Origin of the sequence: Nitrosomonas sp. Nm51 (assembly GCF_900111165.1) — a bacterium.
Lineage (GTDB): Bacteria > Pseudomonadota > Gammaproteobacteria > Burkholderiales > Nitrosomonadaceae > Nitrosomonas.
Genome location: NZ_FOGH01000032.1, coordinates 1 through 21,132 on the forward strand (window position 1 = coordinate 1; position 21,132 = coordinate 21,132).

The 21,132-nt window shown below is 45.8% G+C and carries 15 protein-coding genes; 7 read left to right on the forward strand and 8 right to left on the reverse strand.

The features are described from left to right. Positions 1 to 428: 428 nt before the first annotated feature. A complete protein-coding gene (gene smbP / locus BMY60_RS10525) occupies positions 429 to 773 on the forward strand; it encodes a small metal-binding protein SmbP (protein WP_090333492.1) in 345 nt (114 codons plus the stop codon). Positions 774 to 859: 86 nt separating this feature from the next. Here smbP and rpoH read toward each other — a convergent pair whose 3' ends face one another. From rpoH to ftsY, 4 genes are all read right to left on the reverse strand, one after another. Then, the gene (rpoH, locus tag BMY60_RS10530) at positions 860 to 1,708 is read right to left on the reverse strand and encodes an RNA polymerase sigma factor RpoH (RefSeq protein WP_090333493.1); all 849 of its coding nucleotides are present in this window, start codon (positions 1,706 to 1,708) and stop codon (positions 860 to 862) included. A 211-nt stretch (positions 1,709 to 1,919) separates the two neighbouring features. Then, positions 1,920 to 2,834 (reverse strand): permease-like cell division protein FtsX, encoded by a 915-nt coding sequence (ftsX, locus tag BMY60_RS10535; protein WP_090333495.1) that lies wholly within the window; start codon positions 2,832 to 2,834, stop codon positions 1,920 to 1,922. Then, a complete protein-coding gene (gene ftsE, locus BMY60_RS10540) occupies positions 2,831 to 3,484 on the reverse strand; it encodes a cell division ATP-binding protein FtsE (RefSeq protein ID WP_090333497.1) in 654 nt (217 codons plus the stop codon). Before ftsE ends, ftsX begins: the two co-directional genes overlap by 4 nt. A 126-nt stretch (positions 3,485 to 3,610) precedes the next feature. Beyond that, positions 3,611 to 4,762 carry a signal recognition particle-docking protein FtsY gene (gene ftsY / locus BMY60_RS10545; RefSeq protein WP_090333498.1) on the reverse strand — a complete coding sequence of 384 codons (1,152 nt, stop codon included), beginning with the start codon at positions 4,760 to 4,762 and terminating at the stop codon, positions 3,611 to 3,613. A 108-nt stretch (positions 4,763 to 4,870) separates the two neighbouring features. Between ftsY and BMY60_RS10550 the strand changes: the two genes are divergently transcribed. The 3 genes from BMY60_RS10550 to BMY60_RS10560 all read left to right on the forward strand — a co-directional run bounded on the left by BMY60_RS10550 (position 4,871) and on the right by BMY60_RS10560 (position 12,978). Beyond that, positions 4,871 to 6,262: a M16 family metallopeptidase gene (locus BMY60_RS10550; RefSeq protein ID WP_090333500.1), complete on the forward strand. Its 1,392-nt coding sequence runs from the start codon at positions 4,871 to 4,873 to the stop codon at positions 6,260 to 6,262. Positions 6,263 to 7,225: 963 nt separating this feature from the next. Beyond that, positions 7,226 to 11,656 (forward strand): CusA/CzcA family heavy metal efflux RND transporter, encoded by a 4,431-nt coding sequence (locus BMY60_RS10555; RefSeq protein WP_090333501.1) that lies wholly within the window; start codon positions 7,226 to 7,228, stop codon positions 11,654 to 11,656. Positions 11,657 to 11,688: 32 nt separating this feature from the next. Then, a complete protein-coding gene (locus BMY60_RS10560) occupies positions 11,689 to 12,978 on the forward strand; it encodes an efflux RND transporter periplasmic adaptor subunit (RefSeq protein ID WP_090333503.1) in 1,290 nt (429 codons plus the stop codon). A gap of 270 nt (positions 12,979 to 13,248) precedes the next feature. On the opposite strand, the gene BMY60_RS16500 is transcribed toward BMY60_RS10560, so the two are convergent. Both BMY60_RS16500 and orn read right to left on the reverse strand, forming a co-directional pair. Then, complete coding sequence (locus BMY60_RS16500) at positions 13,249 to 13,782, reverse strand: hypothetical protein (RefSeq protein ID WP_090333505.1); 534 nt, start codon at positions 13,780 to 13,782, stop codon at positions 13,249 to 13,251. Positions 13,783 to 14,167: 385 nt separating this feature from the next. Beyond that, positions 14,168 to 14,719 (reverse strand): oligoribonuclease, encoded by a 552-nt coding sequence (gene orn / locus BMY60_RS10575; RefSeq protein ID WP_090333509.1) that lies wholly within the window; start codon positions 14,717 to 14,719, stop codon positions 14,168 to 14,170. Positions 14,720 to 14,822: 103 nt separating this feature from the next. Here orn and BMY60_RS10580 point away from each other — a divergent pair, with 103 nt between their 5' ends. Genes BMY60_RS10580 through rsgA form a run of 3 tightly spaced genes read left to right on the forward strand, consistent with a single transcriptional unit; the run spans position 14,823 to position 17,319 of the window. Continuing rightward, positions 14,823 to 16,079: a M48 family metallopeptidase gene (locus BMY60_RS10580; RefSeq protein ID WP_090333532.1), complete on the forward strand. Its 1,257-nt coding sequence runs from the start codon at positions 14,823 to 14,825 to the stop codon at positions 16,077 to 16,079. 26 nt (positions 16,080 to 16,105) lie between these two features. Continuing rightward, complete coding sequence (locus BMY60_RS10585) at positions 16,106 to 16,435, forward strand: 4a-hydroxytetrahydrobiopterin dehydratase (protein ID WP_090333511.1); 330 nt, start codon at positions 16,106 to 16,108, stop codon at positions 16,433 to 16,435. A 38-nt stretch (positions 16,436 to 16,473) separates the two neighbouring features. Further along, a complete protein-coding gene (gene rsgA, locus BMY60_RS10590; protein WP_256250800.1) occupies positions 16,474 to 17,319 on the forward strand; it encodes a ribosome small subunit-dependent GTPase A in 846 nt (281 codons plus the stop codon). Positions 17,320 to 17,385: 66 nt separating this feature from the next. Here the strand turns inward: rsgA and BMY60_RS10595 are convergent, their stop codons facing one another. Both BMY60_RS10595 and BMY60_RS10600 read right to left on the reverse strand, forming a co-directional pair. After that, positions 17,386 to 18,540, reverse strand: coding sequence for a cation diffusion facilitator family transporter (locus tag BMY60_RS10595; protein WP_090333514.1), 1,155 nt, complete (start codon positions 18,538 to 18,540; stop codon positions 17,386 to 17,388). A gap of 116 nt (positions 18,541 to 18,656) precedes the next feature. Then, complete coding sequence (locus BMY60_RS10600; RefSeq protein WP_177166650.1) at positions 18,657 to 21,014, reverse strand: fatty acid cis/trans isomerase; 2,358 nt, start codon at positions 21,012 to 21,014, stop codon at positions 18,657 to 18,659. Positions 21,015 to 21,132 lie beyond the last annotated feature (118 nt).

Here is a 21,132-nt window from a genome sequence, read left to right on the forward strand (position 1 = left end):
TCACGGCTTTTTTTGACGCGTCATTTGTCCGCTGACTGAGCTCAAACGAGCCTGCCTGAGCAAAAAACCAAAGTTGCAATTACAATAGCTTGTCGCTACTTACAAGGCAGTTATTGTGGGAGTTTCTTGCTATGGTACGAAATCAAATTTTTACCGCCTGAAAACCTGTCAAGTGTTTTTTTAGGGGTTAGCAGTTACCAAATTTCAACATTTTTATCTGGGCGTTTTTAAAATAACAAAAAATGGTGGTTTGTTGTCATTTGATTTGGACTAAAGCGCACCGTATTTGTGTTTTTCTGACGCGCTTTATGTTATATATAGACATGTGCTTGTTAATTCTTTTCACATGCAAATAAAAATGCTGCAAGCGCATTTGCAAGGGCTATCCTTATACACGCAACATTAATTCATAAATCAAGGAGGTTACAATGAAACAGCTATCAACTATATTCGCAATAGGAGTTTTAGCACTATTTCTGGGCAATCAGGCTTTGGCATCCGATGCCGGGCATACCTCTGAAGCAATGGAACATGCAGGGCAGGCGCTTGCTCATGGTGAAGACGGCCATCCAAAAGTGCTGGTAAAACATGCAGAGAAAGCTTTGCATCATGCGCAGGCGGCTGAGAAAGCACACGCCGCAGCACACGAGCATATGTCTGAAGCCATTAAGCATATCGAAGAGTCGATTAAACATGGCAAAATGGGACACGCAGACGAAGGCGCCAAGCATATGCGGGAAGCGATTAAACATATGCGCGAATCAGGCCATTAATTCAATCTCCGACAAACTAGCCGACAAAAAACCCTCTTTACAAAGAGGGTTTTTTGTGCTTGATTAATTGATACCTCAGCCGGATGTCAGTTGCTTATTGCCACCATGTCGTTGCGTATTTTCTGAATGGCTTTTGCTTCAATCTGCCGCACCCGTTCGGCTGAGACGCCTAGCTCGTCCGCCAGTTCATGCAGCGTTGCCGTATCTTCTTCCCTAAGCCAGCGTGCTTCGATAATATGACGGCTGCGCGCATCAAGACAATCCAGAGATTGCTGCAACCCTACGCCCTGACGGACTCTGTCCTGCACCGACTCGAGTATTTGCGATGGATCTGAACCGTCCGTCAAATATGCAATCGGACTGTAGTTATCGTCCTCATCGTTGGACAACGGCTCGAGCGAGATATCATTGCCATTGAAGCGCTTCTCCATTTCAACCACTTCCTCCGGTTTGACATTCAATTGTTCAGCAACCTGTTTTACTTCTCCTGGGCTCATGGTATCGAGTCCCTGTTTCAAGCTGCGCAAATTAAAAAACAGTTTACGCTGTTGCTTTGTGGTTGCAATTTTAACCAAACGCCAGTTACGCATAATAAATTCGTGAATTTCAGCTTTGACCCAGTGTACCGCAAACGATACCAAGCGGACACCGCGCTCGGGATCAAAACGTTTAACCGCTTTCATCAGGCCCACATTTCCTTCTTGTATCAAATCGGCCTGCGGCAAACCGTACCCTTTATAGTTACGCGCAATCGTCACGACAAAACGCAGATGCGACAATATCAATTGCTGCGCTGCTCTGATATCATCATGGTCCCGCAAGCGTCTTGCCAGTTTGTTTTCTTCTTCCTGAGACAGTAACGGAAAAGAATTTGCCGACTGGATATAGCTTTCAAGACTCCCACTGACAGCAGGTATCGTTAAGGCAGTTGTCATGATATCCTCCTCTTTACCTCGTTTAAATAATTTTATCTGTTCACACCTGATCGCACAATTCTTATTATTTTAGCACTCTCAACATAAGAGTGCGAATTGTGTTGAGAGTTCAACATTATGTCAAGCCAATACCGCCCGGATCATTGGGCCTGTTCATCTAAATTTTTTAGCTTATTCGCACCATCAATAAGCCAGCAAAATTGATCAGAGATTATGAACCTGGCTCGGTTTGCCAAAGATGACTGGCAACCGCAAGGCGCGCGCCCAGCCAACCGATCCAGGCGGCGAACAACAGCAGACTGATACTGTCACTATTGGAAAGATGCTGTAAATGTATATCCCATGCATAAAGACCGGCCAGTGTTTTTAGTTCATCGTTAATCATTTGCAGCGCCAGCGCAATAATCAACCAGGCTGTTATCCCGCCAATCAAACCCTGGATTGCACCGAAATATAAAAAAGGACGTTGGATAAAGCCATCCGTCGCACCAATTAGTTTAGACAACTCAATTTCATCACGTCTGGTCAGAATCTGTAACCGGATAGTATTAAACATCACAGCAACCACGGCGACGCTCAGTAATGTAAATAACAATATAGTGATCACACGCCCAAAGCTCAGTATGGCCTCCAAACGTTCTGCCCAGACCGAATCAAACTGTACGTACTCGATTTCCGGCCATTTCTGCATGATTATTTGCAGTCGTTCGAGCGCCTCAGCATGTGCATTCTGCACGTCGACGACAAAAGCATCCGGCAAGGGATTTCGTCCCAGGCTGGGCACAACGTTCCCTGCTCCGCCACTTTGCTGCAGTTGCAGCAAAGCCTGGTCTTTGGAAATGAATTGAATATGTGCAACCTGTTCCTTCCCTTGCAGGCGTTCACGGACAGCAGCAATATCCTGCCCCGTTGTACTCTGTTTGAGAAACAGACTCATTTGAGGCGTGACGCTATTCTGTCCTGAAATCGCATGCATATTTTGCAAGAATAAATAAAATCCTACCGGCAGACTGAACGCAATTCCCATGACCAGAGCACTGAGAAGGCTGGTTACCGGTGAAGCCACCATACGTTTGAGCACCTGTACCAAAACATAGCTGTGCTGACTCAGCCATGCCCTGATCATGTCGCAAGTTTTCCTTGTTGCAGAAACAGAATACGGTACTGCGCATCTTTAAGCAATGCCGCATCATGCGTTGCCACCAATACCGTTACACCTACCTGGTGAAACGCATGAAAAATTGCCATAATTTCCCTTGCATATCCCATGTCAAGATTACCTGTCGGCTCGTCCGCGATCAGAACCAGCGGCCGATGCACAACGGCGCGCGCAATGCACAACCTTTGTCTTTCTCCACCGGAAAGTGTAACCGGCATTGCTTTTTCTTTTTTTAACAGGCCGACTTTATCCAGCGCAGCACGCACCCGGCTGGCCACAACCTTGCTGTCAAAGCCGCTGATCTGCAACGGCAGCAATACATTATCATATACGTTCCGGTCAAACAGCAGTTTGTAGTCCTGGAAAACAAAACCGATTTTACGGCGCAGAAATGGTAACGCCGCAGGTTTAAGCTGTACGATATTGTGGCCGTTGATTGCAATAACTCCAGAGGTCGGGTGTTCGATAGCCGCAATCAATTTAAGCAGTGTGCTTTTACCGGCTCCGGAATGCCCCGTTAAAAACGCCATTTCACCTGCGCCCACATCCAAATCAACATTATTCAAGGCCAGATATCCATCCGGAAAGCGCTTGCTTACTTGCTTGAATTGAATCATACAGTTATGATTATTGCGAATACGATGCAATGAGTTACGTTATCGCCAAGCTTTATTGCCAGGCCTTATGCCAAACCGGCACCGCGAACGCAGCGCCGCCAATACAAATTATCCGGAAACACCGCATCAATCAATCATGGCATCGACAAATTCTTCAGCATTAAACGGGCGTAAATCGTCCACACCCTCTCCTACACCGATAAAACGCAATGCCGGCGGGTTTTGCGGATACTGACCGCGGATAGCCGCGACCACGCCACCTTTTGCAGTGCCATCAAGCTTGGTCAGAATAAGCCCGGTGACGTCAAGCGCCTGGTCAAATGCCTGCACCTGCGTTACCGCATTCTGCCCGGTGTTTGCGTCCAGCACCAGCAACACTTCATGCGGCGCATCCGGCATGGCTTTGGCGATCACGCGTTTGACCTTTTTGATTTCCTCCATCAAATGCAGTTGTGTCGTCAAGCGGCCCGCAGTATCTGCCAGAACTATATCAATTCCGCGCGCCTTTGCAGCATTAATTGCATCAAAAATCACCGCAGCCGGATCGCTCTTTTTACCCGGATCACTGTCGGGCGCGATCACTGTTACATCGTTACGTTCACCCCAGGCGATCAATTGCTCTCGTGCAGCAGCACGAAAAGTATCTCCGGCAGCAAGTAAAACAGATTGTCCTTGCGCTTGAAAATATTTTGCCAGTTTACCGATTGAGGTGGTTTTGCCGACGCCGTTCACACCGGTAATCATAATCACAAAAGGCTTATTCAACGTTGTATCAAGCGGTCTTTCCAGCGCTTTAAGCATGTCAACCAGGGATTCCTTTAACGCCGTTTTCAAATCAGCCGCCTCGGTCAGACTCTGTTTTTTAACGTGTAGACGCAAATCCTCCAGCAATTGGGCTGTTGCTTTAACACCAGTATCGGCTGTCAATAAAATTGTTTCCAATTCCTCATAGAGGTCTTCGTCAATTTTTCCACCCGCACCAAATAATCCTGACAATTGCCTGCCAAGATTTTGTCGTGTCCGGGTCAATCCCAAACGGATTTTGCCTGCAAAGCTGAGTTGACTGGTTTTATTTTGTGAATGGGAGCCGGAATCAGCGATGGAATCCGGCGAAGATGTCAATTGCTCAGATTGAACTGAGTCGGATTGAGATGGTTGCGGTAAGCGGTCATTCGTCTCAGCGCCATCAGCAGTACCGTTATTTTCGAGTGTCTCCTCGGTTTGTCCTGAGTGCTCCGGCTGTTTCTGTTTCTTTTTCGATTTAAAAATATTAAACATTCTGGTAGGCTCTGTCCTGATTGGGATAAGCGTTTGCGTTTCGTTTATAAAGCGTTCGCATATTCAAACTTTAATTCTATTCTGTTTAGTCATATTAGGTTAGCAAAAATGAAGCCGGTTTACTCAAAAACTTGTTCGATCACCGCGGTACTGATGATATCTCTATACTGGATAACAACCTCCGCAGTCGCCAATCCACACGAATTTATGCTCAACAACGGTTTAAAACTGGTTGTTAAAGAAGACAACCGGTCACCTGTCGTTGTTTCCTTGTTGATGTATAAAGCCGGCAGCGTCGACGAGTCGAACGGTGTAACGGGTGTCGCGCATGTTCTGGAACACATGATGTTCAAGGGAACCGAAAATGTTCCCGGCGGAGAATTTTCCAAACGTATCGCCGCTGCCGGCGGTCGTGACAATGCTTTCACCAGCCGCGACTATACAGGCTATTTTCAACAGCTGCATAAAGACTTTTTGCCGCTGTCAATGGAACTGGAAGCAGACCGCATGCATAACCTGCGATTGACTGAAGCAGAATTTTCCAAGGAAATCAGAGTGGTCATGGAGGAAAGACGGCTGCGCACCGATGATCAGGCGCGATCACTGTTATTTGAGAAAATGCTGGCGACTGCATATCAGTCCCACCCATACCGGCGCCCGGTTATAGGCTGGATGAATGATCTTGAAAACATGACCGTCGATGATGCTCAAGCCTGGTATGATCGCTGGTATACGCCCAACAATGCGGTGCTTGTCATTGCCGGAGATGTCAAACCAGACGAAGTTAAAATGCTGGCACAACAGCATTACGGCAAGATTCCTGCCCGCCCTGTCCCTGCACTCGATGAGCGCAAACCCCAGACCGAGCCGCCTCAGCTTGGCATTAAGCGTATCACCGTCAAAGCGCCGGCAGAATTGCCCTATCTCCTTATGGGCTATCATACACCCGTTATACATGACACTGCCGAGGACTGGGAACCTTATGCCCTGGAAGTGCTGGAGAGCATACTTGACGGACATGCTTCTGCAAGACTGAACAAATCACTGGTACGCGGTCTTCGAATCGCTAATTCTGTAAGCGCCAGTTATACAGCAACCGGCCGCGGCGAAGGCATGTTTTTACTCGCCGGCACGCCAAGCCCCGGAAAAACGGTTGAAGAACTGGAGCAGGCGTTCCGCGTTGAAATCAAGCGGGTGATAGAAAACAATGTGACTGATGATGAATTAAAGCGCGTGAAAGCGCAGGTAATCGCCAGTCAGGTTTATCAGCTCGACTCAGTATTTGCACAGGCCATGCAGATCGGCAGGCTGGAAAGCATCGGGCTTTCCTACCGGGACATTGAAATCATTCTTGAAAAGCTGCAGACAGTAACGGCAGAGCAAATTCGCAGTGTAGCAAAAAAATATTTTGACGACGACAGACTGACCGTCGCCGTGCTGGAACCTCAACCACTGGAACATAAAGAACCAAGGAATATACCTGACGAATTACGTCATTAAACTTGACATCATTCAAAATTTGCTTCAGCCTTATTCTCAATTCAGAAATTCTTCTTTTCCAGGCTCGTTTTTAATAACGAATGCAGCAGAAAATTAGTAATTAGTATTAACAGATGGCGTATAAAAATTTTTCCATTCACTGCGTGCTTTTAGTACTCCTGTGTGCATTGCTGTCAAATTCACTGGCATGGGCTTTTCATGGTGAAATTTTTATGCATGTGCTAGACAATAACCATCAACATTCACATGGAATCATACAGGAAGACCATAAGACTTCCTCGAATAAGGATTTTTTCACAGAAACAGAATTAGCCGTTTCAATCAACGCATGTCTTAGTGCTGCGCATCAACCTTTTTTCTTGACAAAGCCATTACATGCCCTGCCCCCTCCGATTATAGAAGTTTTTGTTGAATTCATTTCAGAACCGATTACAAACACACACTTGGACTCACCGTTCCGTCCACCTCGAAACTCTCTCTACAGTTGACATATTGCTGAAATCTCCTCAGATATAAGCGGCTTTTCCGGGAAACAGAAAACACATTCTATCTAGCTAGCCAGCCGCACCTGCCGGCAAGTCATACAAAAAGCCGCGAATTTCATCTGCCAAACAATAAGGAGTCGTTCATAAATAACTGTAACACCTGGATCGCATCTGGTGGGCACACTGCGGCGTTGTTCGTCGTCGCCATAGCTTGGTGCTATGACTCATCTTCTCGTCTTGCATTGCATCCCGCCAGACGCGCTCAATTGTCACACTTATTTATTCGCAGCTCCTAAACAACACGCATTCATACTGTTTCAAACAGTCTTGCAGCGTTGCGGCAAAAACAACCATTTTTAGCAATTTGTCATGGATTTAATAATCCTATCGCTTAGCCAGGGGATCGGCGCAGGTATTTATTTCTGAAAAATAACTGCTTTCTCCCGGCTGATCTCTGTTCCGTTATAAGAGCTGATCAATGATCAACAACATCATTTATTTTTCAATCAAAAACAAACTTATTGTGGGCTTGATGACAATCGCCCTGATTAGCGCAGGGATTTATTCCATGTTCACCATGAATGTAGGCTCGTTACCAGATATCACCAATAATCAGGTACAGGTGATCACGGTTTCACAAAATCTGGCGACTGAAGACATCGAACAGTTTGTCACTTTTCCAGTGGAATTGGCGATGGCCAACCTGCCTGGCACCGTGGAAATCCGTTCCATTTCCCGCTTTGGCCTTTCTGTTGTAACCATCATCTTTGAAGATGACATGGGCACCTATCTGCCGCGCCAGTTAGTTCAGGAAAAATTAAATGTAGTCAGACAACAGATACCCGAGCAATTCGGCAGTCCGTTTATGGGCCCTATCACGACCGGGCTGGGAGAAATTTATCAATATACTCTTCAACCCAGACCCGGATATGAAACTGCTTTCTCACCTACGGAGCTGCGTACCATACAGGACTGGATCGTCAAACGTCAGATGGCACTTGTAGATGGCGTCGTAGGAATTAATTCTTTCGGGGGAAAAATTAAACAATATGAAGTTGCTATCAACCCGGAAACACTGAACGCCAACAATATTTCCATTTCCGAGGTATTCGAAGCGCTGCGCCGCAATAATGCCAATACCGGCGGTGCCTATATTGAGAAACACAATATGGCTAACTTTATCCGCGGCGAAGGGTTAGTGCGCTCGCTTGACGATATTAAAAATATTTTTATTAAAAATGAGGGCGGCATCCCTATTTTAATCAGAGATATCGCTGAAAAGGTGCATTTTGGTCACCAGGTGCGTTATGGCGCGTTTACCCAGGATGGCCAGGAAGCTGTAGGCGGTATGATTCTGATGCTAAGAGGATCAAATTCAAATGCCGTGATCCAGAATGTTCAAGAGCGTATCGCTGAAGTTCAAAAATCCTTGCCAGAAGGCTTGGAGATCAAACCATTTCTTGATAGAAGCGCATTGATAGAAAGAACTACCCGTACCGTAACCCAGAATCTGACAGAGGGCGCGCTCATTGTTATCTTTTTCCTGGTTATTCTGATGGGAAGCATACGGGGCGGCATTATTACGGCCAGTGCTATTCCTTTGTCGTTGCTGTTTGCTTTTATCATGATGCGCATATTTGATATATCAGGCAACCTGATCAGTCTCGGCGCTATTGATTTCGGGATTATCGTTGATGGTGTCGTGATCATCGTTGAACGGACTTTTTTTGAAATCCAAAAACAACTTCGGACCGAAAAATTGGCAATCACCCAAGATATTATGGATGAATTAGCCTATCGCGCTAGCAGCTCGATGATGAAAACGGCGTTTTTTGGGCAAATAATTATTTTAATAGTCTTTGTACCTATCCTCGCTTTAACGGGAATTGAAGGCAAAATGTTCCATCCGATGGCGTATACCCTGGGATTTGCCATGCTGGGTGCTGTCATTCTTTGCCTGACATATGTTCCGATGATGTCCGCCTTATTTTTAAAACCGTCTAAAAATAAGGATAGTTGGCGTGAGAAACCGGGTAAATTCTTTGAAAAATTTGGCGACAGAATAATAAACGGAATCTATCACGCATATCGTCCATTACTCAAGAGCGCATTGCGACATAAAACAATCGTCATTATTGTTGCAGTATCACTGAGCTGCACAGCCATTTTTATTTTTTCCAGAATGGGCGGCGAGTTCATCCCTCAACTGGATGAAGGTGACATTGCGATGCAGGCATTGATCAGGCAAGGAAGCAGTCTCGATGAAGCCATCGAAACTTCCAATCAAATAGAAAAAATTTTGCTGGAAAATTTTCCGGAAATTAAAACTGTGTTAGCCCGAATTGGCGTGGCAGATATTCCAACTGACCCAATGCCTATGGATATCGCCGATATGTTCATTATTTTGGAAAAAGATATCAGCCAATGGACTTCCGCTGACTCAAAGGATGTGCTTATTGAAAAGATAAAATCAACGCTCGATAACGAACTGACTGGTGTAAATCTTGTTTTCAGTCAACCGGTTGAGCTGCGCTTCAATGAACTCTTAACCGGCATCCGCGAAGATGTAGCTGTAAAACTTTATGGTGAAGATCTTGAAATTCTGACGCAAAAAGCCGAACAAATGGTCCAAATTATTCAGAGCGTTCCGGGTGTCGGTGATGTCAACCCTGAAAGAGTTGCCGGCTTGCCTCAAATGACCGTGCGTTATAACCGTGAAAAACTCGCTCAGTACGAGGTGAACATCGAAAAACTGAACGAATATATCCGTTCGGCCTTTGCGGGTGGTGTGGCAGGTATCGTTTTTGAGGGCGAAAAGCGTTTTGAAATGGTCATACGCTTTGACCAGACCTACCAAAAAAGCATTGACGACTTACGCAATCTCTACGTGGACCTACCCAATGGAAATCAGATTCCACTCCAGGAATTGGCAAATATCGACTTTGTACAGGGTCCCATGCAAATATCCCGCGAAAACGTCTATCGAAGAACCTATGTGGGCATAAACACCCGTGGGCGTGACGTCGAATCCGTAGTCAGGGATATTCAGCAAAGACTGGATTCAGAACTGGATTTGCCGCCCGGGTATTATCTTACCTACGGCGGAGAATACGAAAACCTGCAAAGCGCCAAAAACAGATTGGCTATTATAGCCCCAATTGTACTTTTCCAAGTTTTTTTAATGTTATATTTTGCCTTGAAATCGGTTCCCCAATCCCTAATCCTTTTTTTAGGCATTTTCATCGCGACAATTGGAGGTATATTCGCCCTATGGTTGCGCGATATGCCATTCAGTATTTCTGCCGGTATCGGCTTCATCGTCGTTTTTGGCGTTGCTGTACTTGACGGTCTAGTGCTGACTGATCGATTCAACACATTAAAAACGGAAGGTATCAGCCATATCAGACAACGCATTCTTATGGGAACCAAAGAAAGATTGAGGCCAATCCTGCTTGCAGATTTTACTGATATTTTCGGATTTTTACCTATGGCTCTCGCCGTGACGGCAGGCTCTGAAGTACAACATCCGCTTGCGACAGTTGTCATTGGCGGTCTATTCACATCGGTTCTGTTTACGCTGTTCATGCTTCCGGTACTTTATACGATTGTTGAAAATCATGATCATAAAAACAAAAAACCGGCAGAAAGTGAAGCAAGTAACAAACAAAAAACCGAAACCAATAAAACTTTAATACTGTTTGCGATACTCATTTTTTTGAGTACCGCCACAACAGTGCAGGCACAATCTAAATCGATAGAAAATCTACAAAGAATCACTCTGGAACAGGCAAAAGAACTGGCCGTAAAAAATTTTCCAAAGATACAAGCAGCCAGACTGGACATAGAAAACCAGGAAGTCTTGAAAAAAACCGCATGGAACTTGGGCAACACATCAATTTTTACCGGCGGGGAAGAAATTGGCAATGGAGAAGGAATATATACCCAAATTGGTATACAGCAGCGCCAGATCGATATATTTGGCGTTGCACCCAGATTGAAACTCCAGGAAGCGCAGATTGCTTTAGCTGAAAACGTGTTTAGACTGACCGTTATCGAAGTAGAGCGTGAGGTCAGCCGGGCCTGGGCCATGGCTTACACAGCCAAAAAAAATTATCAGGTATACTCACGGCAAGACTCAATCTTCAAAGATATCGAACAGGCAGCCAGTATAAGGCTTGAAGTTGGCGCGACCTCCAGACTGGAATACCTGGCGACATCGAACCAGGGCAATCAAGTACAGATATTAAAAGAGCAGGCTTATCGCGATTACCTGAGTGCATTACAAAGACTCAATTTATGGTTTGCCACCGATACTTTCTTTAACGTGCCCGACACACCAACGGATCAACTGGATATACCATTTGAATCGGTAACTGATTCCATAGAGGATCATCCATTATTGAACGTCTCCAAACAGCAAATCAATGTAGCGGATGCCGTTATCCAGGAAAGAAAAGCCCAGTTTATGCCTAAGTTTAACTTGAGGTACGGTAAACAAGTAATTACCGGGCAACCAGGTGATTTTCACCGGTTTCAGGCCGGTATTCAGATTCCGCTGTTTTTTGGTCCTGAATTGGGGCGATCACAATCGGCCAGAATTCAACGATCGATAGCCGCACAGAATCTTCGGCAAACGCAGCAAGAACTGCGTACAACGTACCAGAGTATCCGTGAACAATACACCAAATGGTTGAATTCATGGCGGTACTATCAGGAAACGGCACTTCCCATGGCACGCGAACAACAGGAAGGCGCGCTATTCGCTTATAAAGAAGGCGCGATAGATTACGTCACATTTTTACAAAATATGCGCGAAGCAATACGCATTGAAATCGATTCGTGGAACGCTTTCGGTAGTTACCTGGATAACCGCTATCAATTGGAATACTTTCTTAAAACTCTGCGCTGACAGAAAAATCAATCAATAAAGAGCAAATTAAAATGAACCCATTTAATCCGTTCTTGCTTACTTTTTTGGTGCTCGCCACGCCGGTCTTTTCCGGCTGCAACGGCAAACCAAATGACAGCCATACTTTCCACGCAGAAGACAAGCATATAAAGCATGATCATAAAGATCATAAAAAACATGATCATCTTAACAAGGATAACTCAAAGCATTCACAGAAGACGCATGATCACGCCATGCATGCGCACGAAAAAACCAATGAAGTACATCTATCCGAATCCATGCGTGTCAAACTCAATATCAGGGTCGACACTATTCCCATACGGTCCCTTACAGGAAATATAAAAGTCAACGGTAGGCTTGCCCTGTTTCCACAGCATAGAGCTACCGTTACAGCCATTCTAGGCGCTAATGTTACTGCGATTAAAGTGATAGAAGGCGAAAAAGTACGAAAAGGCCAGATACTGGCATATCTCTCACATCCAAATTTGACGAATCTTCAGGCTTCGTATATTCGAGCCTATAATCAAATGCAATTTTTGAAAAAAGAATACCGGCGTGAAGCGCACCTCTATGAAGCAGGTGTCGGCTCCGGCAAAGCTTATCAACAAGCACAGGCAGATTTTCTGGCAATGAAGGGCGAAGTTACCGGGTATGAAGCACAATTAGTTCAATTGAATATCGACACAGGGAAAGTCAGAACCGGAAAAATTATGCAGAATGTACCTGTGGTCAGTCCGATCGACGGTAATATCGAGAAGGTACTGATACAACTGGGACAATTTGTCGATCCTAACGCAACATTATTCCAGATTATGAATCTGGAGCACATACACGCAGACTTCATGGTGTTTGAAAAACACGTTTCACAGGTAAAAGAAGGTCAGAAAGTTTCGTTCAGGGTTGAATCTGTTCCGGGAAAAACGTTATCTGCGTTAATTTTTGCGGTTGGAAAGAATTTTGAGCAAGCACCCAGAGCAGTACATGTGCATGCTGAAATCGAACAAAAACAAAATTTTCTGATTCCGGGCATGTATATTTTCGGTGAAATCCATACTGGGAATACTCCTGTCACTGCCTTACCGAAGAGCGCTGTCGTCGTGGAAGAAGGAAAATCCTTCATCTTTACGGCAAAAGCTCATCATAAAAACGGAGAAGCAGAATGGGTTTTTAAGCCCATTGAAATCATAACAGGCATATCTGATGACGGTTGGGTAGAAGTCAACCCAGTTGAATCATTCTCAGAGAATGTCCAAGTGGCTTGGAACAATGCCTATTACCTGGTTGCAGAGATGAACAAGAGCGAAGCGTCACACGTACACTAAGGAGTCGTTCATAAATAACTGTAACACCTGGATCGCAATCTGGCGGGCACACTGCGGCATTGTTCGTCGCCATAGCTTGTGTCATAACTCATCCCCTCGCCTTGCATTGCATCCCGCCAGACGCGCCCAATTGCCACACTTGTTTATTCGCGGCTCCTTAGGGGTGTTAAAGTCTTGTGTTCTACACTTTATAAAACGTTGCACCCTACCACCGGCTTAGCCGGTGGTATTTTTGAATGATGGTCACTTTTTAACTACTGAAGATGTTTTTTAGTGGTTCTCATGTACATTTTCTTCATCATCGTCATACATCGCTTCACCATGGCTACCGTGCGGTGAATCCTCAATTTCTTCGTTATCCTGTTTGCGATCTTGATCATGGTCATCACCATGGCCGTGGCCGTGACCATGACCGTGACCATGACCGTGACCATGACCATGATCCTTACCGTGGTCTTTTCCATGGTCTTTCCCATGATCATCACCATGATCATGGCGACCGCCCTTCATATGCTTGTGCATATCTTCCATCATCCAATGGATTTCATCCATATCCAGAAAACGATCATTATTCAGATCATGCTTGTCAAATTTCTCGCCGTGAAATTTCATGAATTCTCTTCTGCTGATCTTGCCATCTCCGTCAGTATCCATTTTGGATAATTTTTTTTCACAGTATTTGCATTGGTCGTGATCATGATCATCATGGCCGGGGCCGTGTGCAATAACAGGTGATGCACCCAGTGCAACAATAAACGATACGGCAGCAACCGTAACCGAAATCCGGAATTTTGGATCGGACATATGTATTCTCCTTTTAATTGAAAATTGTAAAACGGAAAAATAATAACATGCTTTCTGGCTTAACATTAAAACTCACCGGCCTGAAAAATACCGCAGTCAAACAGGCCATGACAGAGCTTTAGCCGACTGTCGAAAAACTATTTGTGTTACAGCACTGCAGCGTTAAAACAACTGCAGCATGCGCATTTATTAATGCATGAACGCCGCTTTCTACTCGGCACACCCGGTGTCCCCGCCTTTCGGGCCGGCATTCTGGCTGTTCGCTGCGCTTTGCCTGCGTCGCCTGTTTTTTTCCTTTTGTATCAACTTGCCGGTCGATTCGAAAACGTTTCTCAACAACCTGCTCAGTTATCGAAGAAAGGCTGTTTAACCATGTTTTTTTGGTTTACGCAACGATAAAATGTTCACGATAATATTTAAGCTCATGAATGGAATCATAAATATCTGCAAGTGCTTCATGTTTTCCTTCTTTTTTCAATCCTGACGCGATTTCCGGCTTCCAGCGCTTGACGAGTTCCTTGAATGTGCTGACATCCAGATTACGGTAATGGAAATATGCCTCGAGCTCAGGCATCCAGCGCGCCATAAAGCGGCGATCCTGGCAGATAGAATTGCCACACATGGGTGACACACCGGACGGCACATGCTGCTGCAGAAATACCAGCATTTGTGCTTCCACATCGGCTTCTGTCAGCGTTGATGTCTTGACTTTATTGATCAGGCCCGATTTTGCATGCGTCGACTGGTTCCATTTATCCATGCCTTCAAGCACCGCATTTGACTGCGAAACTACCAGGACAGGGCTTTCTGCAAGCATATTGAGCTGCCCATCGGTAACGACAATTGCAACTTCAATGATCCGATCCTTCTCCGGATCAAGGCCGGTCATCTCCATATCAATCCAAATGAGGTTATGATTATTGTTATCTTGTGCCATAATTAAACAAAAAGTCAGAATTAATGAATGTAATATGTTTTATTTTGTCATAATTAGTAACAAGACGTCACTTTCATTATTGCTTACATAGAAAAAAACCATGATGCAGTCGTTTACCTTGATTTTTATTATTGTTTTATTACTCAGCGTATCAATCCAGGCGTGGCTCTCGTCACGGCATATCCGCCATGTACGAGCACGCCAGGGCAGCGTGCCTGAAGAATTTGCCAGCCAGATCAGCCTTGCCGATCACCGTAAAGCCGCCGACTATACCTGCGCCAAAACGCGGGCCGGTTATCCTGGTATTTTTCTGCATGCCGGCATATTGCTGATACTGACGCTTGGCGGCGGATTGAATGCACTCAGTGATTATTGGTCTGAATGGTTCAGCGATCCGATCATTTATGGTATGGCATTGATCATGAGTACATTTCTAATTATGAGTCTGCTGGAAATTCCATTAAGTTACTACCGCACATTTGTCATCGAAGAGCAGTTCGGTTTTAACAAAATGACGCGCGGCATGTTTTTCACCGATTTGGTCAAGCAGGGTCTGCTGATGACCTTACTGGGCGCACCTTTGCTATTCTGCATTTTGTGGCTGATGGAAAAAACAGGCGAACACTGGTGGGTTTATGCCTGGGCGGCGTGGATGACTTTTAATTTATTTTTACTGGCCATTTTCCCAACCTGGATCGCGCCTTTGTTTAACCGGTTTACCCCACTCGAAGATGCTGCGCTCAAGGCGCGTATTGAGCAACTGATGACAAAATGCGGCTTCAAATCCAGTGGCCTGTTTGTAATGGACGGCTCTCGCCGCAGCAAACATGGTAATGCCTATTTCACCGGATTTGGCAAAACCAAGCGGATTGTTTTTTTTGATACACTGTTATCAAGTCTGGAGCCCAAAGAAATCGAAGCTGTCCTAGCGCATGAACTCGGACATTTTAAGCACCGTCATGTCATCAAACGTATTGCCCTTTCGTTCATATTGAGTCTGGCATTCTTCTGGCTTCTGGGTTATCTGATGAACCAGCCTTGGTTTTACGAAGGGTTAGGTGTAACCATTACTTCAGTACCTGAACCGGCGATGGCGTTGTTGTTGTTCTTTCTTGTAATACCAGTATTTACATTTTTGTTTCACCCGATTTCGAGTATTTATTCACGCAAGCATGAATTTGAGGCTGATGCCTATGCGGCGCAAAATTCTTCAGCAGATAATTTGATCAGCGCGCTGGTGAAACTTTATCAAGATAATGCCGCCACACTGACACCCGATCCACTGCATTCGACTTTCTACGACTCACACCCGCCGGCTGCAACGCGCGTAGCGCATTTGCAGAACCAGATGCAGCCATAAACCTTAAACCAAAAGTGAATAAATTTATGAATGATCTTACGTCCAAACAATGCAAACCCTGTGAAGGCGGCGCCGCGCCATTAACTGCAGAAGCAGCGGCACAATTACTGCAGCAACTCGACGGATGGCGCTTACAGGAAAAACAGATCAATAAAACTTACTCTTTTAAGAACTATTACCAAACCGTGGCTTTTGTCAATGCCACAGCCTGGATATCGCACCGGGAAGATCACCATCCGGACATAAACATTGGCTATAACCGTTGCGAGATTACGTATACTACACATGCGATCGGCGGCTTGTCGGAGAACGATTTTATCTGCGCAGCTAAAATCGACAAGTTATTCGCCATTTGAACGCATCCCTTTCGCATAGCAATTCACAACAGACAGGGTTGGTGACTGCCGTTTTCGGCAGACATTACACGGTAGAGACAACCAAAGGAAAGTTGCTGTCGTGTGTGATGCGCGGCAAAAAAGGCGGTTTAGCCTGCGGTGACCAGGTAGCAATAAAGGCAACCACACCCGGGCAGGGCGTTATTGAAACCATACAACCACGCAAGACCCTGCTTTACCGCAGCGATGCTTTCAAACAAAAAATCATTGCGGCCAATGTGTCGTTAATTATTATTGTCGTCGCAGCAGTACCCAGTTACAACGAAGAGCTTATCAACCGTTGTCTTGTGGCCGCTGAAAGCCAGCGTATCCAGGCAATTATCGTGCTTAACAAAACCGATCTGATCGAACCGGCACAATTTGCCGCAGAAGCGTTATCGCTATACGGATCGATTGGCTATCCTCTGGTCAAAGTCAGCGCGCTGCAAAATATTGCGGCGCTAAAGCCTTTTCTTAAGGGAAAGATAAGTGTACTCGCCGGTCAGTCCGGTATGGGCAAATCGACACTGCTCAACACCCTGATTCCCGATGCGCAACGTGTCACAGCGGATATTTCAATAGCGCTTGATTCGGGTTGTCACACCACAACCCATTCCCACCTTTATCATCTTGACGATGCGAGCGCCATTATTGACACCCCCGGCATCCAGGCGTTCGGGCTTCATCATGTCAAAAATGAAGACCTGGCGTGGTGTTTTATCGAGTTCCGACCTTATATCGGCAATTGCAGATTCCATAATTGCCGGCATGTCAATGAACCTGGGTGTGCATTAATGCACGCAGCAGATAATGACAAAATCAGCAGCAGGCGGCTTGTTTTTTATCAGAAGTTGCTGCAAAACTGACAGAAGTAAAACGCGCACGGCCTGGGATGCTGCAGAATGACAGAAGCGGTGTGAAAAAACCGCCGTTCAGACTTTCAACCGCACCTGGATATCGCTGACATAGGGCAATACACAGTCACTTCTTAACTGGTTCACCAGCTTACTGGCTTCCTGTATATTGTGTAAAATCGAAAGCGGCAGATCCAATTCAATCTGTATCTCGCCGGACAGATAATGCAGCGTTACCTGCTCAATTGCCGACGCAGGCAGATGTGGCCAGCATTGTTTCAATGCTTTGATGACATGCTCCCGGTTTGGCAAATCATCACACGGCGAGCCGGATTCGTCATCTTCCGGGTCAATATGCACTGTTACATCCGACACGACATCAATCGCATCAAGTAACCGCCTGCGAACGGTATCGCCGATTTGATGCCCTTCCGATACACTAAGCAACGGATCAACCTGTATATGCACATCAATGATAGCATTGCCGGCGCTTTTGCGTGAGCGTAACATATGCATTGAGCGCACTCCTTTTACTTCAAAAATATGCTTGCGAATGGCGTTGACTTCCTCGCGGCCCAGCGCCGTATCGATCAATTCCAGAGAACTGGAGCGCACCAGATCAAAACCGATTTTAGCAATCATCACAGCAACAACCACTGCGGCAACCGAATCCAGATATGGTTGGCCGTACATAGCGCCAACAATTCCCAGCATGACGACAATTGACGAGATTGCATCCGAGCGGCTATGCCATGCATTCGCCATCAACAGATCAGACCGCAAGCGGCGTGCAGCCGCAACGGTATAGCGATAGATCGCCTCTTTGGAGATAATGGCCACAATGGCTACAGCTAACGCAAGATTACCGGGCACTGAAATGTCTGCCGATTGATTCAGCCTGAGAATGGAATCATAGGCGACTCCACAGGCAACCGCCACCAATACAATCCCCAGTGCGACCGTTGCCAGAGTCTCAATGCGGCCGTGCCCGTAAGGATGCCTTTCATCCGCTGCTTTATGCGCATGTTTGGCGGCGTACAACACAAAAAAGTCTGTAAATACATCAGAAAAGGAATGAATACCATCCGCAATCAGTGCCTGCGAATTTGCCAGCCAGCCCGTGATCACTTTAACGACGCCGAGAAAAAAATCAACAGCAAAGCCAACCAGTGTTACTTTACGAACATCCTGGTAACGTTGTTGACGAGCGGATATATCAGTATCTGAGTACATAAATCATTAGCCACTGCCAATGGCTTGAAACAAAAAAAACAGCGGCATGGTTTTTATCTCGGCCCCCCGGATGCGACGGCGCTAAAAGTATTCCCGCAAGCGAAACCTAAGCTGGTTTAACGATTTTCAATACGATTGTAATCCAGTGATCCGTATTCGACAGGGTCAAACATCTGAAAATTTTCATGCAATTGATCGCTGAATTGCCAAAATTGCGTATGTGAACGCCGGATACCATATTCGTTCATTAACCGGTAGTAATCGTCTTCGTTTTCCAGCTGGCTTGCCTGCTTTACAAAATCTTCAAGCAACCCAAATTCAACCTGCCATAGCGCATCCGGATAACCACCGACAAATCCCGGCAGCACAGTTATATAATCTTCTTCAGGAACACGATTGTTCTGCTCAAACAGCAGACTGGTAATATGCGTATGCGCACTGTTACGCAGTATGGTATACACGCGATTTTGACGATTTCGCTCAACTACCGTCAACAGTCCCATTTCGGGCAGAATGCTCATGGCTTTTCCCTTGAGTCCGTGCAGTTTTTTCAACATCGACCTGTGCCATTCCGGGATTGCGTCATTGTCCAAGTCATAACGTTTTGACAAAATATCTGACAGCTTGTGCTGCAACCGATCGTATAAATACTGTTTGGCCGGCTTATCGTCCGGGTATGCAATTTCCGGTTCAGCATTTAATTGCGCATGCCCGTACACATACTGCTTGACCCTGTCTTTGGCACCCCGGTACCAGTGCTCGCGCAACGCGGTACGCGTATCCTCCGGCAGCAAAGCCAGAAAATTGAACTCGCTTTCCATACGTAAAAAATCCATATAGAGACGGGTCGACAGCTGATGGCCAGCATTACCGTAAACATCAAAACCGGCGACAAGCAGATAATGTATACGTTCCAGAATAGGATAATCAATCAGCCACGCCGTCTTGGGCGGCTGGCCAACCAGGCCTTCCACCACAGTAGCGCTGTCAAAATGTCTGAATACAGTCAACGCGGCATTCCAGTTTTGTCCGTCACCGTCCCATACCCAGTCCAAATCGAATCCCGTTTTACGTTCTTCAAGGAGCTCGTTAAGTCTAGCACTTTTTTCTTTCAGATAAGCCGCCTGCAGATTTGAATATTCGGTCCAATGACTGATAATGCTGGCGTTGCTTTCCCGTTCAGGAGGAATTTTTAATTGCCTGCTGTGTTTATTTAAAAACCGGTCGATACCGGCTAACGCTTCCTGATCTGGATTGACAAAAAACACCCAGAAATGATCATTGATCACATTAAGCGCAACCTGTCCGCGGCACACCGCTCCTTTGATAAATCCGTTTATGGTGAATTTGGCATGTTCCAGCATAAAACGGTAACGAACGTTGGCTGGAATGTCGGTAAACGTTTCAAAAGGATTCGACGCCAGTTCAGGGCGATAGTCAGGCAGCTCTTTAACGTTGTAGGATGTTTTGAAAAACAATGCATCGAAGCGCTGCAGGCGCTTGTCGTTTAAAGCATACGGCAGATGGCTTTTTGCAACAACACTGCCTGCCACCCTTTGCAGACGGTAAAAAACCCTGTCGACTTCCGGATCATCATAGGGCCTGCGAGTGCTGATGATACTGATGGGCTCGCCCGGCGGCGTCCGGGAACGCACGATTTTAAAAAAAGCCTGGATTTTACTGTTATTACGCTCCAAATCATCAAAATACAGGTGCCCCAAAAACAGATGTTCGTAAATGTAACGCGCAACCAAACGCTGTTTTGTTGTGTCGCCATTCAAAAATGCTTCCCAGATACGAATCTGTTCCTGATAAACAGTGTCCAGTTCCGGTAACGTAGTCAGAGGCGCGCCGATCTGCAGCCAGTTCTTCAACAGCTTTAGTTCAGATTGTTCCAGTGGTGGCAAACCGTAAGGCATTCCCCAGTGCGGATGTGATTCAGCGTATTCTTCAAATTGATCGATATCCGGACAGATGTATTCCGGATTAAGTGAAAAATCAAATAAATCTGCAGGCAGGCGTGTATTGTGTTCTACAACGTCGTCCAGTGGATTGTTCTTTTTTAACTTCAGCATCCGGTAGAACAGACTGTTCTGCAGCGGATTTTTTTCCGGGTCCTCATTTAACAGCGGATAAAAATTTTTTTCCCGCCATTCGCGCAGTGTATGTGCATCTTCAAACAAGCGTGTTAAAGGATCGGCGGTCAACCGCGTACCGTCATAAATAACCTGCTTGTTTGCACCACGCTCAATACCCTGCGCTGATGTCAAATTAGCCTGACAGGGTGCGTCATAACAACCATGACAGACAATACAACGCTTATCCAGTATTGGTTGAATACGATTCCAGTACAACCGGCCTCGTTCAGACTCAAATGAAACATAACGATCCGGAAGCGAATCAGGCACAGCAGGGTAATCGGCACTGCATGCCGTCAGCAGGCAGCAGACCGCAAATAGGATGTTTTTTTTCAAAATTCTTTTTATTCCTTCAGGCAAAACAAATTATTCAGCATACCGTTAAAAACGGTTCTGCATTATTGTAAGATCCGCTGTAAACAGACCACGGTATTCGTTAACCGTAACATGTATT